We start from the raw sequence: 14,998 nt of genomic DNA on the forward strand, positions 1-14,998 counted from the left end.
GTGATCCGGGGTGACTCTGGGCGGCTCTACAGCGTGGAGGCTCTACAGCCGGCACGGTCCGGACGGACTCGGCCGATCTCGCTTCGGGGCGCGAGGCTCAGGAAAGGGGGCCCTCAGAAGGCGCGCATTCGACACATACAACGAGCACCGGGCGTCATCGTCGCCTCGGTCGCAAGGGTGCGGCTGCTCGTCGTGGTCATGGACCCAGTAAACCAGACACATCCCTTCACCGATCAACGCTGTCCGGATAGCGGACAGATTGCGACCGCCATCCGGACGCCGCAGGGCGGCGGCATCCCTTCCATGAAAGCCCCGGCACCGGGGTGGGCGCATCGGGTCTTTGGACCCGTAATACCCTCGCTGCATGCTCGACGCCCTGACGGTCGCCATCGGCGTGGCCGCACTCGCCCTCGCCGCCTGGTGCGGATACGCCGCCTGGCGGGACCAGCCGACCAAGGACTGGCACTTCGCCGGCATGGCCGTGGTCACCCTGCTGGTCCTGGCCCAGCTGGTGGTCGGGCTGGTCAAGCTCGGCCAGGGCGCGCAGGCGCACGACGGGACGGTGCTCTTCGTGGCATACCTCGTCGGTTCCTTCGCGGCGGTTCCGGCCGCCGGGTTCCTCTCGCTGACCGAACGCAGCAAGTGGGGTTCGGTGACGGTGGCCGCGGGCGCGGTCGTCCTCGCGGTGCTCGAAGTACGGCTCTACGACATCTGGGGTGGCACCGGTGCCTGACACGGACGCTGACACGGCCAAGGACGCGGGAGACGCCGCGGCGCCCGCGGGGCGCACGAAGCTGGTCTCGGGGCCGGGGGTGCTGCTCGTCTGGCTGTACGGGGTGATCACCGTCGGCGCGGTCTCGCGCTCGGCCTACCAGATCTCCACCGAATTCGACCGGGCTCCGCTGCCGTACGCGCTGAGCGCGGTGGCCGCGCTCGTCTACGCCTTCATCACCTATTCACTGGTGCGCGGCGGGGAGACGGCCCGCAAGGCGGCGCGGCTGTGCTGCGCCGCCGAGCTGACCGGCGTGCTCACCGTCGGGACCTGGACCCTGGTGCGGCCCGATTCCTTCCCCGACGCGACGGTGTGGTCGCAGTTCGGGATGGGCTACCTGTTCATCCCGGTGATCCTGCCGGTCACCGGGATGCTCTGGCTGCGCGCCAAGCGCTGACCGCTCGGTCGGTGGCTCAGGCGCTGACGGCGTAGTCGGTGGTTTCCTTCTCCAGCATGACCAGCTCCACGCCGTCCGATGCGGTCCGGCCGCCGACGGCGACGTAGCCCGCCTTGCGGTACATGCGCAGGTTCGACTCGCTCTTGCGGCCGGTGAAGAGGCGGAAGCGGGCGGCCTTGGAGCCGTCGGCCAGCGCCTCCTCCACGCCGCGCAGCAGACGGGCGCCGAGGCCGTGGCCCTGGAGCCGCGGGTGGACGCACAGTTTGGCGATCTTGCCGGTGCCGTCGTCGTCGGTGCTGCCGCGCACCGCGCCGACGACCTCGTCGCCGAGCCGGGCGACCAGCACGGTGTCGCTGGCCAGCTCGCCCTTGAGGGAGTCCAGGGACTGGGTGAGGGGCTGGATCAGGTAGTTGCCGTACAGCTCGGCCTCGCTCTGGAAGCACAGGTACTGCAGCTTGAAGATCTGCTCCGCGTCCTCGGCCGTCGCTGCCGAAATGGTCACGCTCATGCCCATGTGCGCATGCCTCCCGCTCACCTGGTAGCCCGTTGGTCTACCGCTCCTTTCCCCGCAGGCCAGGAGCCTCAACCTCTGCAGCCAGCATTCTGCGCAGACATCCCAGGCAACGGGAACGCACCGGCCCCAAACTTCCTTGTGAGATACCCAACTCTCCTGCGATTTCACGGTAGGTGAGGTCCCTGGGCGATAGAAAAGCAGTCATGAGTTCCGGGCAGCGTCCGGGCAGCCGGGCGACCGCCGACCGGACGGCCCGGTCCTGTTCGCGGTGGAGCAGCTCGCCCTCGGGCCCGTGTTCGGGTGCCTCGTCGGCGCAGCCCGCGGGTCCGGCGTACGGGACTTCGCGCTGGGTCCGGCGCCGGGCGAGGCGGGCCTCGGCGCGCACCGCCCGGCGCAGCCAGCGGGCGGGTTCGGCGGGCGCGGGCCCCTGCCGGTCCCGCTCCAGCAGCCGCACCCATACCGCCTGTTCCAGATCGGCCGGATCCATCCCGGCGAGCGGTGCTTCGGCGGCGGCCTCCGCCGAGAGCAGGGGTCCGAGTTCCTTGAGCAGGTCCATGCCGGGCGGGACGCGAATGCCGCGCCCGGTGGTTTCCCCACCGGACGCGGCACACTCGTACGAGTCCTCGCGCTGCCCCGTTGACGGGTCAGCGGCGGTTCAGCTGACGGGTCAGCGCGGGCGGCGCCCCGGGCGGAAGTCCTCGGCGGCGAGGAGCGCGGTGTCGGCGTTGTCCGTGAAGATCGCGTCGATCCCGAGGCCGAAGTAGGCGCGGAAGGCGCCGAAGGCGTCCCCGTAGGCGTTCGGGTCGGTGCCCTTGCGGAAGTCGGCGGGCAGGAAGGTGTTCTCGTTGCGCGCGGTGTAGGGGTGCAGGATCAGCCCGCGCGCGTGGGCGTCGCGCACCAGGGTGGTCGGCGTCCCCAGCTTGCCCGCGGCGTCGCGCGGCACGATCAGGTCCATGGTCGGGCCGATGGCCTGCGCGTACCCGGCGATCCACTTCAGGCCCTCGGGCGTGACCAGGTCGGCGACCGTGCGCGGGTCCTTGGCCAGTTCGAAGTCCCAGGGGCGGGTGTTCGCGGCGCCCAGCAGCACCACGCCGGGCGCCGAGACCAGCTTGGCGAGCCGCTGGATGCTGGAGGGTTCGAAGGACTCCAGGAACATGGCCGAGTTCCGCCGGTCGCGGCCGTAGCGGCGGAGCAGTTTCGCGAGCGGCTCCTCCAGGCCGAGGCCCAGGGCCCGGAAGTAGCTGGGGTGCTTGGTCTCCGCGTGCAGCCAGACCCGCTTGCCGCGCCGCTTCCCCTCGCGGTCGGCCCAGCGCAGCACCTCTTCGAAGGTGGGGACCTCCCAGCGGCCGTCGTAGAGCGTGTTGCGCTGGCGGACCGCGGGGAGACGTTCCTTCGCCCGCAGGGTCTTCAGCTCGGCCAGGGTGAAGTCCTCGGTGAACCAGCCCGTGATCGAGACCCCGTCCACCGACTTGGTGGTGCGCCGGGAGGCGAACTCGGGGTGGTCGGCGACGTCCGTGGTGCCGCCGATCTCGTTCTCGTGCCGGCAGACGAGGTGGCCGTCGCGGGTGGGCACCAGGTCCTGCTCGATGACGTCCGCGCCCAGGTCGAGGGCCAGCTGGTAGGAGCCGAGGGTGTGCTCGGGCCGGTAGCCGCTGGCCCCCCGGTGTCCGATGACCGTCGGGTACGGCAGCGTCCGGTAGCCCCCGCCGTCGCCGTACGCCTGCGCGTCCGAAGGCTGGGTACCGTTCGCCTCCGCGGCCGCCGCCGGGCCCGCGCCGAGCCCGAGCGCTCCGCCGCCCGCCGCCAGTACGGCCGCCCCCAGAACCGCGCGCCTGCCTGCCCCGCCCTGCGCCATGTCTGCCCCTCATCCCGTTCGGGCCGCCCGGGGCCTGTCGCCCCCGGTCGGCGGACCGATGGTAGGCAGCGACCGGTGGCGGGCGGGGGGTGTGGGGCGGGACGGGCGGAAAACATGGCGGAAACGTGCGTCAACATTGCGTATCGGCCTCGTGAACCCGATGTGCGATCAGAGCGGACCCGCGAGTATCGTCCTCACCTGCACTGAGCACGCACGGTGCTGAAGACGCATTCGATACCGGAGGGCCCACGTTGTCCCGTCTTGCGCTCATCAAAGCCACTGTCGGACCGGTCATGCGGATGATGTTCCGCACCCGTGTGGAGGGCGTCGAGAACATTCCGGGCAGCGGGCCGGTCATCCTCGCGGGCAACCACCTGACCTTCATCGATTCGATGATCCTGCCCCTGGTGTGCGACCGCCAGGTGCACTTCATCGGCAAGGACGAGTACGTCACGGGCAAGGGCCTCAAGGGCCGGGCGATGGCCTGGTTCTTCACCGGCTCCGGCATGGTGCCGGTGGACCGCGACGGCGCCAACGGCGGGGTCGCGGCCTTGATGACCGGTCGCAGGATCCTCGAAGAGGGCAAGATCTTCGGCATCTACCCGGAGGGCACCCGCTCCCCCGACGGCCGCCTCTACCGCGGCCGCACCGGCATCGCCCGGCTCACGCTGATGACCGGCGCCCCGGTGGTCCCGTTCGCGGTGATCGGCACCGACAAGCTCCAGCCCGGCGGCAAGGGCATGCCGCGCCCGGGCCGGGTCACCATCCGCTTCGGCGAGCCGATGGAGTTCTCCCGGTACGAGGGCATGGACCGCGACCGGTACGTGCTGCGCGCGGTCACCGACTCGGTGATGGCCGAGGTCATGCGGCTCTCGGGCCAGGAGTACGTCGACATGTACGCGACCAAGGCCAAGGCCGCCTGAGCCCTGGGCCCCGAGCCCGGGTCCGAGGGCGGCCACCCGCCCTACTGCCTGCTCAGTGACCGGCTGACGCCCGCCGCGGTGGTCGTCGCCAGCACCCAGCCCGTCACGATCAGCAGGTACGACAGCCACTGGTACCACCCGCGCGGACCGAAGGCCTCCTCCTGCCCGAAGCCGATGATCGGCAGCATCAGGTCGAGGGTGTAGAAGACCGGGTTGAACTCGGGTGCCTCGCCGGGTTTGAGCGGGGCCGGGGGCCGGAGCCCGTAGGCGACGGCTCCCGTGCACAGCAGGGCCATGAGCCAGCCCGCCGCGCGCAGCGGCCGGAAGCCGTACCCCACCGTCACGTCCTGGAGCAGCCCCCACACCCGGGCGTGCCGGGGCAGGGTGCGCCGGTGCCTGCGGAGCTTGGCGAGCTGCACGCTGCGCGCGGCCCCCTCGTCCCCCGCCGAGCGGTAGGCGGCGGCCAGCTGCTCGTAGGCGTACGGGAGGTAGCCCGCAGCCTCGCGCTCCAGGGCGGGCAGCCGCTCCTCGGCGGGCAGGTGCGGGACGAGGGTGCGATAGGTGAGGCCGTCGAAGCGGATCTGCTCCGGCAAGGTGGCGGGCGTGACGTGCAGCATGTCGAACTGGGAGCGACGCAGGTTGACCGCGCCCTGGATGGTCGGGCAGGAGCGCAGCCAGACCTCGCCCGCCACGCAGCTGGAGGCGCGCAGGGCGACGCCGCCGGGGTTCACGAGCCGGGCGTAGGCGAGGTTGAGCTGACCCGGTATGCGGGACCCGGTGAGGTTGACCCGGCCGTGGGTCTCCATCCGCATGGCGCGCAGGTCGGTGCCGACCGTCAGGGTCTCGGCGTGCAGGGCGGTCCCGCCGGGGGCGAGGAGCCGGGCGTCGTCGAGGTTGATCTGGCCGCCGACCGTGGTTCCGTTGATCTTGGTCTGGCCGTGGACGGTGAGTTCCATGGCGATGACGTCGGTGCCGATGTCGGCGTGGTTGACCTGGAGCTGGGGCTCCTGGTCGGCTTCCTGGTCCTCCCGGTCCTCCCCACCGGTCGCGGGAGTGCCGATGACCGCACGGCGGATGAAGAGGCCGCCGGCTATCCGGGCCCCGGCGAGCCGGACGGGTCCGGTGATCGTGCAGCAGGACAGCCTGAGCGTGGTGTCGACCCGGACGGTGTCCGCGGTCAGGCCGGGAAGGGTCGAGTCGTTGGCCACGAAGACCCGCAACCGGGCTCCGTAGAGCAAGGGCTTGCGTTCGAACCAGCAGGCGCGCAGCCGGATCGGGTGCTCGACGACGGCGTACTTGAGGTTCAGCTTGCCGGTGATCCGGGCGCCCCGGATGTTGAGGCCGGCGACCTGTCCCTCGGCGGTGGGGCCACCGAGCAGCAGCGCGCTGAGCACCTCGGCGCGTACGGTCCGCTCCGGACCCCAGGTCTCCCCGCCCGCTCCGGTCGCGTCGGGGTGCTCACGGAAGTCGACGCCTTCACCGCGCGGGAAGGCGTCCCATACGCGGCGTTCGGCCGGGGTCAGATCGGTGATCTCCATCGCCGGGATGGTGTCCCGGGGTTCCACGGACTGTCAACTCCGTGCGGGACACCACCCTCTGATGTGTGGTCAGTGCTCGATGCCGTCCTGCAGTTCCTGGCCCTTGAGCAGGAACCACGCGGCGGCGGCCGTGGCGAGCAGGACGGCCGCGCCGACGCCCGAGGCGAGCCGCAGCCCGTCCACGAAGGCGTCCTGGGCCGCGCCCACCATCACCTGGGCGGTGTGCGGGTCGAGGCTCCTGGCCGCGTCGACGGCGCCGCCGAGGGATTCGTGCGCGGCGTCGGCGACCGGTCCGGAGACCGAGGCGGGGGCCGTGAAGCTCTGGTAGACCCCGGTGACGATGGAGCCGAGCAGGGCGATGCCGAGGGCCGCGCCGAGTTCGTACGCCGTCTCGGAGACGGCCGAGGCCGAACCGGCCTGCTCCTTGGGCACGCTGGAGAGGATCACGTCGGCGGTGACGGTGAAGGAGAAGCCCGCGCCGAGGCCGACGACGAGCAGGGCGGCGCCGAGCAGCGGGTAGCCGGTCTCCTTGCTGATGACGGTGAGGGCGGCCAGCGCCAGGCCGATCGCGGCGAGACCGCCGGTCACGATGACGCGTACGGAGTACTTGCGCGCGAACTGCCCCGCGAGCAGGCCGGTGACCACCGCGCCGACGGCGGCGGGCAGTTCGGCCAGGCCCGCTTCCAGCGGCTCGCGGCCCTGGACGAGCTGGAGGAACTGGGAGAGGAAGAAGACCAGTCCGGAGAGCCCGAAGACGGTCAGCAGGTCGGCGAGGACCGCGCCGGAGAAGCCGCGGTGCTTGAAGAGCTTCATGTCGAGCAAGGGCGCGGCCAGCGTGTGCTGGCGGCGCACGAAGGCGTAGAGCATGGCGGCGCCGAGGACGGCGGCGGCCCAGACCTCCCAGCTGAGCCCGTGGGTGGCGACCTGCTTGACGGCGTAGACGACACCGATGATGCCGATGAGCGAGAGGGCGACGCTGAGCAGGTCCCAGGGGCCCTTCGCGGGGTTCTTCGACTCGGGCAGCAGCTTGATGCCGACGACGACCAGGACGATCATCACGGGCAGGTTGATGAGGAAGACCGAGCCCCAGTAGAAGTGCTGGAGCAGGGCTCCCCCGACCACCGGGCCGATGGCCGCGCCCGCCGAGGCGGTGGCGCCCCAGATCCCGATGGCGAGGCTGCGCTCCTTGGGGTCGTGGAAGATGTTGCGGATCAGCGCGAGCGTGGACGGCATCAGGGTCGCACCGGCGACGCCGAGCAGGGCGCGGGCCACGATCATCATCTCGGGGCTGGTCGCGTAGGCGTTCAGGACCGAGACGAGGCCGAAGGCGGTGGCGCCGATCAGCAGCAGTTTCTTGCGGCCGATGCGGTCGCCGAGGGAGCCCATGGAGACGAGCAGGCCGGCGATGACGAAGGAGTAGACGTCGCCGATCCACAGCAGCTGGGTACCGGACGGCTTGAGGTCCTCGCTCAGGGAGGGAGTGGCGAGACCGAGGACGGTGGCGTCGACCGCGACCAGCAGGACGGCCAGGACGAGGACCGAGAGCGCGATCCAGCGCCCGGGGCTCTTGCCGTCCTCCGTCCCCTTCCGCCTGCTCAGCTCTTCGGTTCTGCTCATTTCTCCACACTCCGTCGTGCGCCACCGAGCAGCAACTCGGTGATCATGTACTGAAAGTCCTTGGCGGCGACCCGGCCGTCCATGACGGCCCAGGCGCAGGTGCCGATGAGGCCGTACAGGGCCTCGGTGAGCCAGGCGGGGCTGAGGTCGATCCGGATGTCGCCCTCCTGCTGGCCGCGCCGGAAGAGCGCGGAGACCCGCGCGTCGAGCCGGGCCCAGCCCTCGTGGACCTCGTCGCCCTCGAAGAGCTGGTTCTCGGTGACGAGGAAGGCCAGCAGCAGGGCGTTCGGCTCGGCCTCGGCGACGAGGCGGCCTAGGGCGTCGACGGCGCTCCCCTGGTCCAGGCGGGCCTTGTCGAAGGCGACCTCGAACTCCCGGATGCCGAGTTCTTCGAGGGCCCGTACGAGGGCGTCGCGCCCGGCGAAGTGCCGGTGCAGGGTCGCGCGGCCGATGCCGGCCGCACGGGCGACCTCGTCCATCGTCGCGGTCGATTTGCGGGAGAGCAGGGCCGCCGCAGCGCGGAGCACCTGGTCACGATCCATGGCCATGAGACAACCATAACCCGAATGAGACGTCACTGTCTCATTGAATATTCAGATGCCCCCACGGGGCACGGAAGGAATCCTGCCGTGATGACGAAGAAGCCGCTGCTGCTGATCGATGTGGACGGCCCGCTGAACCCCTACGCGGCCAAGCCCCAGCGCCGCCCCGAGGGCTACACCACCCACCGGATGCGGCCCACCGGCTGGTCGCCGGCCGAGAGCGCGAAGCCGCTGCGGGTCTGGCTGAACCCGGGGCACGGCGCGGAGCTGCTGGCGCTGGCGGACGCCTACGAGCTGGTCTGGGCGACCACCTGGAAGGACGAGGCCAACGACTGGATAGGGCCGCACCTGGGGCTGCCGCGGCTGCCGTTCATCGACTGGCCGCAGATGCACGGGCGGGCGCCGCGGGGGACGTTCTGGAAGACGCAGTACGTCCTGGAGTACGCCGGGGAGCGGCCGTTCGCGTGGGTCGACGACGACATCACGCCGATGGACCGGGAGTACGTCGGCCAACGCCACCCGGCCCACGCCCTGTTGCTGCGCATCGACGAGCAGATCGGGCTGGTCCGGGGGGACTTCGCGCGGCTGGCCGCGTGGGCGGCGTAGAGCGGGCATGCCGGAGGGGGCGGACGGGGCGGGGCCCCGGCCGCCCCCTCGGTGCGCTCGCGCTCAGTTCTTGTGGTTCGCCCAGGCGTGCTGGATGACCAGGTCCGCCTTCAGTTCGTTGAGCTGGACGGCGACCGCGCTCGGGGCGGTGCCGCCGCGGCCGTTGCGGGAGGCCAGGGCGCCGGGCACGTTGAGGACCGTACGGACCTCGGGGGTGAGGTGCTCGGAGATCTTCGCGAACTGCTCGTCCGTCAGCTCGTCCAGCTCGATGCCGAGGCCCTCGCACTCCTTGACGCACTCGCCCGCGACCTCGTGCGCGACCCGGAAGGGCACGCCCTGGCGGACCAGCCACTCGGCGATGTCGGTGGCGAGCGAGAACCCGGCCGGAGCCAGCTCCTCCATCCGCGCCCGGTTGACCGTGAGGGTCGCCATCATGCCGGTGAAGGCGGGCAGCAGCACTTCCAGGGTGTCGCAGGAGTCGAAGACCGGCTCCTTGTCCTCCTGGAGGTCCCGGTTGTAGGCCAGGGGAAGCGCCTTGAGGGTGGCGAGCAAGCCGGTCAGATTGCCGATGAGACGGCCCGACTTGCCGCGCGCCAGCTCCGCGATGTCCGGGTTCTTCTTCTGCGGCATGATCGAGGAGCCGGTGGAGAACGCGTCGTGCAGGGTGACGAAGGAGAACTCCTTCGTGTTCCAGATGATGATCTCCTCGGCGATCCGGGACAGGTTGATCCCGATCATCGCCGTGATGAACGCGAACTCGGCGACGAAGTCCCGCGAGGCCGTGCCGTCGATGGAGTTGCCGACCGAACCCCGCTCGAACCCGAGGTCGGCCGCGACCTGCTCCGGGTCCAGGCCGAGCGAGGAGCCCGCGAGCGCGCCCGAGCCGTACGGGGAGACCGCGGTCCGGGTGTCCCACTGGCGCAGCCGCTCCGCGTCCCGCGACAGGGACTGCACGTGCGCCAGCACGTGGTGCGCGAAGAGCACCGGCTGCGCGTGCTGGAGGTGGGTCCGGCCGGGCATCGCCACATCGGCGTGCGCCTCGGCGAGACCGACGAGCGCGTCCTGGAGGCCGGCGATCAGCGAGCCGATGATCCGGGCGTGGTCGCGCAGGTACATCCGGAAGAGCGTGGCGACCTGGTCGTTGCGCGAGCGGCCCGCCCGCAGCTTGCCGCCGAGGTCGGGGCCGAGGAGTTCCAGCAGGCCGCGCTCCAGCGCGGTGTGCACGTCCTCGTCGGCGATGGTGCCGACCAGCGCGCCGGACTCGACGTCGGCCGCGAGCCGGTCCAGCCCGTCCGACATGCGCTGGAGTTCGTCGGCCGTGAGCAGGCCCGCCTTGTGCAGGACGCGGGCGTGGGCGCGCGAACCGGCGATGTCGTACGGCGCGAGGCGCCAGTCGAAGTGGACCGACGCGGACAGCTTCGCGAGGGCCTCGGCCGGTCCGTCGGCGAACCGGCCGCCCCAGAGCCGGACGTCACCGTTGTTGCTGCTCACAGCTACTGCTCCTCAAAGGGTGGGTGTACGACGGCCTCCCCGTCGCGGAGGTAACCGGGGAGGCCGTCAAAGCACTGCGCGGGCATACCGCCCAACGACTGGACCTCAGGCGAGGTCGCGGCGTGCGGCGATCTTCGAGGACAGACCGAAGATCTCGATGAAGCCCTGGGCCTTGGACTGGTCGAAGGTGTCGCCCGAGTCGTAGGTCGCGAGGTTGAAGTCGTAGAGCGACTCGTCCGACTTCCGGCCGGTGACGACGGCGCGGCCGCCGTGCAGGGTCATCCGGATGTCACCGGTGACGTGCTGGTTGGCCTCGTTGATGAAGCCGTCCAGGGCGCGCTTGAGCGGGGAGAACCACAGGCCGTCGTAGACCATCTCGCCCCAGCGCTGCTCGACCTGCCGCTTGTAGCGGGCCAGCTCGCGCTCGACGGTGACGTTCTCCAGCTCCTGGTGGGCGGTGATCAGCGCGATCGCGCCCGGGGCCTCGTAGACCTCGCGGGACTTGATGCCGACGAGGCGGTCCTCGACGATGTCGATCCGGCCGATGCCCTGGGCGCCGGCCCGCTCGTTGAGCTGCTGGATGGCCTGGAGCACGGTGACGGGCTTGCCGTCGATGGCGACCGGGACGCCCTCCTTGAAGGAGATGACGACCTCGTCGGCCTCCCGCGGGATGGCCGGGTTCGAGGTGTACTCGTAGATGTCCTCGATCGGCGCGTTCCAGATGTCCTCCAGGAAGCCCGTCTCGACGGCGCGCCCGAAGACGTTCTGGTCGATGGAGTACGGGGACTTCTTGGTGGTCGCGATCGGGAGGTCGGCCTTCTCGGCGAAGGCGATCGCCTTGTCACGGGTCATCGCGTAGTCACGGACCGGGGCGATGCACTTGAGGTCGGGGGCGAGGGCGACGATGCCCGCCTCGAAGCGGACCTGGTCGTTGCCCTTGCCGGTGCAGCCGTGGGCGACGGTCGTGGCGCCGTGCTTCTTGGCGGCGGCGACCAGGTGCTTGACGATGGCCGGCCGGGAGAGGGCCGAGACCAGCGGGTAGCGGTCCATGTAGAGGGCGTTCGCCTTGATCGCCGGGAGGCAGTACTCGTTGGCGAACTCGTCCGAGGCGTCCGCGACCTCGGCCTCGACGGCGCCACAGGCGAGCGCGCGCTTGCGGATGACGTCCAGGTCCTCGCCGCCCTGGCCGACGTCCACGGCGACGGCGATGACCTCGGCGCCCGTCTCCTCGGCGATCCAGCCGATGGCGACGGAGGTGTCCAGGCCGCCCGAGTAGGCGAGTACGACGCGCTCGGTCACGGGTTTCTCCTTACAGGGTGCATCTGACGACAGGCATAACTATGCACCACTCCGTATGTTTCGTCAATCGTGCCCCGTCGCACCCTCTGACCAGCGCGTATATCGGAGGAACCGGCCACAAGCGGCCGCCTACCATCGGTGGACGACCAGGGGAGGGCGCGATGGGAGCCGGTGTACAGCGGGACGTGCCGATCGGGCAGCGGGCCGCGGCGGACCTGCTGGCGGGGCGGGGGGGCGCCCCCGTCGCCCGCGTGCTCGCCCGGAGCGGGCCCGAGGCCTGGACGGCCTTCGACGAGGAGGTGCGCCGCATCGCCCGGCGCTCCCGCGAGCCGCTGCGCGGCAAGCGGACCGAGGCCCGGCTGTGCCACCCCGACGGGCGGGTCCGCGCGTCCGCCCTCCACGCGTGGTGGCTCCCGCCGCTCGAACTCCTCCTGCTCCAGTGGGTCGCCTGGATCCCGCCGGTGCGCAGGCGCGTCCGGCGGGCGCTCGACCGGGCCTCGGCCGCGTACCCGCCGCTCGAACTCGTCCTGATCCGGTGCGCCGACTGGGCCCCGCCGGTACGCCGGCGCGCCCGGCGGGTGCTCGGCCGGATGGTGGCCAAAGACCCCGTCGAGTGGTTGATCCACCTCACCCCGCTGGTCCTGCGGCTGGGCTCGCGCGCGCACGGAGCCTGGGGGGTGGAGCAGTTGGAGGCCGCCCTGACCGGCCGGTACTCGCTCCTCGCCGCGTGGTGGCGCCCCGGGCGGCCCTCGACGACCTGGAGCTGGAACTCGCTGACCGGGGCGCAGCGCGAGGACATGCTGGACCGCCTGTGCGAGCGGGCCGACCTGCCGACCCGGCGGTTCGCCGCCCGGCTGTCGGTGGAGGCCGGCCGGCTGGGCGTACGGGAGCTCGCGCTGCGGGCCTCCTGCGAACGGGATCCGGCCACGGCCCGGCTGTGGACCGATGCCGCGCTACGGGCCATGGCCGCCGACGGGCCCGACGACGCGGCGGTCGACGCCCTGCTGGCGGGGGATCTCCCGATGGTCCGCGCCTGCGGGGTCACCGCCCTGCGCGGGGCCGGGCGGGCGGCCGAGGCCGAGCGGTACCTCACCGACCGGTCCGACCTCGTACGCGCCTGCGCGCGCCGGCTGGTCCGACAGGGCGGCGGGGACCCGTACGAGCACCACCCTCCGGCCCGGTGCGGGCCGCCGCCCCGGCCGGGCTGCTCGCGCGGCCGGAGCACCTCTTCCACGCCCTCGACGTGCGGCTGCGCCGGTCCCGGCTCGGTCTCACCGACTGAAATCGTCCAACCCGACCCCGACACCCGGAGCATAATCCGATCATGGGAAAGCTCTACGAACGCATAGACGGCCGACTGCGCAAGTTCATCGAAGACCAGCCGATCTTCTTCACCGCAACGGCCCCGCTGGACGGTGACGGTCACATCAACCTCTCCCCCAAGGGCCGGTCGGGGACCCTCGTCGTCATCGACGAGCACACCCTCGCCTACCTGGACTTCGGCGGCAGCGGCGCCGAGACCATCGCGCACGTCCGGGAGAACGGCCGGATCACCCTGATGTGGTGCGCGTTCTCCGGTCCCCCGAACATCGTCCGGATCCACGGCGAGGGCGAGGCGGTCTTCCGCGACGACCCGCGCTGGGGCGAGCTGATCGCCCTGTTCGGCGACGCCGACGGGCCGTCCGCCCGCGCCGTGATCGTCGTACGGACCCGGCGGATCGCCGACGTGTGCGGGTACGCCGTCCCCCTCATGGAGTACCAGGGCGACCGCACGCTCCACGCGGAGTACTTCGGCCGCAAGACGGACGAGGAGTTCGCGGAGTACTGCGCGAAGAAGGAATTCATCGAGACGAGCGTCGACGGCCTGCCCGCACTGCCGCTGCCCCTCCCGCCGCGTACCGTCTGACGTGTGCTGCGAACCGCCGTCGCCCTCGGCTCACTGCTCGTCACCTCCCTGCTCCTGAGCCCGGGGACGCCCCCGGGCACCCCGCTGCCCGACCGGCTCGCCGACACCGGAGGCGGAAGTCAGCTGATCACCGCCGTAGCCCCCGCCGCCGGTTCCACCACCGGCCGCCTCACCTGGTGGGAGCGCCGGTCGGGGCGGTGGGTCGCGATGGGCAGGGCGCCCGCCCGGTTCGGCGCGAAGGGCCTCACCGAGGGCGCCACCCGCGTCCAGGGCACGAACACCACGCCCACCGGGCTGTACGACCTGCCGTACGCCTTCGGGATCCGGCCCGCGCCCGTGGGGACGGCGTACACCTACCGGCCGGTCCGCGAGGGCGCCTGGTGGTGCCAGGACAACGCCTCGGTCCACTACAACCGCTGGGTGGACCCGCTGCCCGCCGACTGCGCGCCGGGCGAGGCGGAGCACCTGGTGGGCTACGCGAAGCAGTACGCGCACGCCCTGGTCATCGGCTTCAACTACGACCGGCCGGTGCACGGGCGTGGCGCCGGGATCTTCCTGCACGTCAACGGCAAGGGGGCGACGGCGGGCTGCGTGTCGGTGCCGGAGGAGTCCATGCGGGCGATCCTGCGCTGGGCCCGGCCGGAGCGGCGTCCGCACATCGCGGTGGGCACGGAGTCGGGGCCGCTGGACGTGACCCGCTACTAGAGCCTGGCGTCAACGTGCCGTCAGAACGCGCCGCCGCTGTCCACCCAGGTGTCGTACTCCACCGGGCGCGGCTCCCGGTGGTCGAGGCGGGCCAGCAGCTCCGGGTCCAGGGCGACGACGTCCGGGTGCGGGGGCAGCGCGGCGCAGTACGCGCGGAACGGGTCGCGCCGCTTCGGCCACACCCGGACCATCACCATCGCCGCGAGCAGCGCGCCGCAGCACCCGACCGCCACCGCGAGGACGAACGTACCCATCAGCACGATCCCCCGCAGGGTGTCCGGGCGTGACAGCACCACCAGTTGGAAGCTGTACCAGGCGACGACCGCCATGATCAGCAGTATCGCGAGGTCGGCGAGCCGGTCCCGGTCACGGACCTCGGCGAGACGCGGGTACTTCGCGTCCTCGGCGGCGAGGAAGGCCCCGCGGGCCACCCGCAGCGCCGTGTCCCCCGACAGGTCGGGCACGCTGGTGGGCCGGTCCCGGCGGACCAGCGCGGCAAGGACGGCGGCGGGCAGCGGGTGCACCGGGGCGGGCCCCGGTTCCGGACCCTGGTGCGGGCCCCCCGGCGCCAGGGTCAGCAGGCCCCGCTCGTCGATCCGCACGGAGCCGTCGAGCAGCAGCCGGGCGACCGCCGGACGGTGGATGTCCTCGGGGCGCCCCGCCAGCGCCACCGCGTGGTACGGATCGGGCGGGGCGGGGGCGAGCAGCGCGGCGGCGGCCCGGTCGGCCCGGTCCCGCAGCCGCCACAGCGCTCCGAGCACGGCGTAACAGGCGAGAGCGACGGCAGCGGCCTCGAACACCGCTGCCCAGAGGGGGTGTTGGCTCATTCCCCC

Annotated in this window: 16 protein-coding genes; 7 read left to right on the top strand and 9 right to left on the bottom strand. The window is 71.8% G+C overall.

Annotated features, from left to right (window positions below; genetic code table 11):
• Positions 1-364: 364 nt before the first annotated feature.
• Together OHS33_RS07045 and OHS33_RS07050 are read left to right on the top strand one after the other, a co-directional pair.
• The gene (locus OHS33_RS07045) at positions 365-733 is read left to right on the top strand and encodes a hypothetical protein (RefSeq protein WP_330329511.1); all 369 of its coding nucleotides are present in this window, start codon (positions 365-367) and stop codon (positions 731-733) included.
• Positions 726-1,169, top strand: a complete 444-nt coding sequence (locus OHS33_RS07050) for a hypothetical protein (protein ID WP_330329512.1) — start codon at positions 726-728, stop codon at positions 1,167-1,169. The genes OHS33_RS07045 and OHS33_RS07050 overlap by 8 nt, the downstream gene beginning before the upstream one ends.
• Before the next feature lie 16 nt (positions 1,170-1,185).
• Here OHS33_RS07050 and OHS33_RS07055 read toward each other — a convergent pair whose 3' ends face one another.
• The 3 genes from OHS33_RS07055 to OHS33_RS07065 form a co-directional block, all read right to left on the bottom strand.
• Positions 1,186-1,683 carry a GNAT family N-acetyltransferase gene (locus OHS33_RS07055; protein WP_330329513.1) on the bottom strand — a complete coding sequence of 166 codons (498 nt, stop codon included), beginning with the start codon at positions 1,681-1,683 and terminating at the stop codon, positions 1,186-1,188.
• A 37-nt stretch (positions 1,684-1,720) separates the two neighbouring features.
• On the bottom strand, positions 1,721-2,239 hold the full coding sequence (locus OHS33_RS07060) for an RNA polymerase sigma factor (RefSeq protein WP_330329514.1): 519 nt from the start codon (positions 2,237-2,239) through the stop codon (positions 1,721-1,723).
• A 111-nt stretch (positions 2,240-2,350) separates the two neighbouring features.
• Positions 2,351-3,538, bottom strand: a complete 1,188-nt coding sequence (locus OHS33_RS07065) for a glycerophosphodiester phosphodiesterase (protein ID WP_330329515.1) — start codon at positions 3,536-3,538, stop codon at positions 2,351-2,353.
• Positions 3,539-3,831: 293 nt separating this feature from the next.
• Here OHS33_RS07065 and OHS33_RS07070 point away from each other — a divergent pair, with 293 nt between their 5' ends.
• Positions 3,832-4,461 (top strand): lysophospholipid acyltransferase family protein, encoded by a 630-nt coding sequence (locus OHS33_RS07070; protein ID WP_330329516.1) that lies wholly within the window; start codon positions 3,832-3,834, stop codon positions 4,459-4,461.
• 41 nt (positions 4,462-4,502) lie between these two features.
• On the opposite strand, the gene OHS33_RS07075 is transcribed toward OHS33_RS07070, so the two are convergent.
• The 3 genes from OHS33_RS07075 to OHS33_RS07085 form a co-directional block, all read right to left on the bottom strand.
• On the bottom strand, positions 4,503-5,999 hold the full coding sequence (locus tag OHS33_RS07075; RefSeq protein WP_330334936.1) for a membrane-associated oxidoreductase: 1,497 nt from the start codon (positions 5,997-5,999) through the stop codon (positions 4,503-4,505).
• A gap of 69 nt (positions 6,000-6,068) precedes the next feature.
• Positions 6,069-7,616: an MFS transporter gene (locus OHS33_RS07080; protein ID WP_330329517.1), complete on the bottom strand. Its 1,548-nt coding sequence runs from the start codon at positions 7,614-7,616 to the stop codon at positions 6,069-6,071.
• Positions 7,613-8,164: a TetR/AcrR family transcriptional regulator gene (locus OHS33_RS07085; protein WP_330329518.1), complete on the bottom strand. Its 552-nt coding sequence runs from the start codon at positions 8,162-8,164 to the stop codon at positions 7,613-7,615. The genes OHS33_RS07080 and OHS33_RS07085 overlap by 4 nt, the downstream gene beginning before the upstream one ends.
• Before the next feature lie 84 nt (positions 8,165-8,248).
• Between OHS33_RS07085 and OHS33_RS07090 the strand changes: the two genes are divergently transcribed.
• On the top strand, positions 8,249-8,764 hold the full coding sequence (locus tag OHS33_RS07090) for an HAD domain-containing protein (protein ID WP_330329519.1): 516 nt from the start codon (positions 8,249-8,251) through the stop codon (positions 8,762-8,764).
• 63 nt (positions 8,765-8,827) lie between these two features.
• Here the strand turns inward: OHS33_RS07090 and argH are convergent, their stop codons facing one another.
• Both argH and OHS33_RS07100 read right to left on the bottom strand, forming a co-directional pair.
• Positions 8,828-10,255 (bottom strand): argininosuccinate lyase, encoded by a 1,428-nt coding sequence (gene argH / locus OHS33_RS07095; RefSeq protein ID WP_330329520.1) that lies wholly within the window; start codon positions 10,253-10,255, stop codon positions 8,828-8,830.
• 105 nt (positions 10,256-10,360) lie between these two features.
• On the bottom strand, positions 10,361-11,554 hold the full coding sequence (locus tag OHS33_RS07100) for an argininosuccinate synthase (RefSeq protein WP_330329521.1): 1,194 nt from the start codon (positions 11,552-11,554) through the stop codon (positions 10,361-10,363).
• Positions 11,555-11,715: 161 nt separating this feature from the next.
• Between OHS33_RS07100 and OHS33_RS07105 the strand changes: the two genes are divergently transcribed.
• The 3 genes from OHS33_RS07105 to OHS33_RS07115 are packed head-to-tail and all read left to right on the top strand — an operon-like array spanning position 11,716 to position 14,165.
• Positions 11,716-12,903 (top strand): hypothetical protein, encoded by a 1,188-nt coding sequence (locus OHS33_RS07105; protein ID WP_330329522.1) that lies wholly within the window; start codon positions 11,716-11,718, stop codon positions 12,901-12,903.
• Positions 12,879-13,460, top strand: coding sequence for a pyridoxamine 5'-phosphate oxidase family protein (locus OHS33_RS07110; protein WP_330329523.1), 582 nt, complete (start codon positions 12,879-12,881; stop codon positions 13,458-13,460). Before OHS33_RS07105 ends, OHS33_RS07110 begins: the two co-directional genes overlap by 25 nt.
• Positions 13,461-13,466: 6 nt before the next feature.
• A complete protein-coding gene (locus OHS33_RS07115; RefSeq protein WP_443065421.1) occupies positions 13,467-14,165 on the top strand; it encodes a L,D-transpeptidase family protein in 699 nt (232 codons plus the stop codon).
• Positions 14,166-14,185: 20 nt separating this feature from the next.
• Here OHS33_RS07115 and OHS33_RS07120 read toward each other — a convergent pair whose 3' ends face one another.
• Positions 14,186-14,992 (bottom strand): hypothetical protein, encoded by an 807-nt coding sequence (locus OHS33_RS07120; protein ID WP_330329524.1) that lies wholly within the window; start codon positions 14,990-14,992, stop codon positions 14,186-14,188.
• Positions 14,993-14,998 lie beyond the last annotated feature (6 nt).

The sequence above is a fragment of the Streptomyces sp. NBC_00536 genome (genome assembly GCF_036346295.1).
GTDB lineage: Bacteria > Actinomycetota > Actinomycetes > Streptomycetales > Streptomycetaceae > Streptomyces.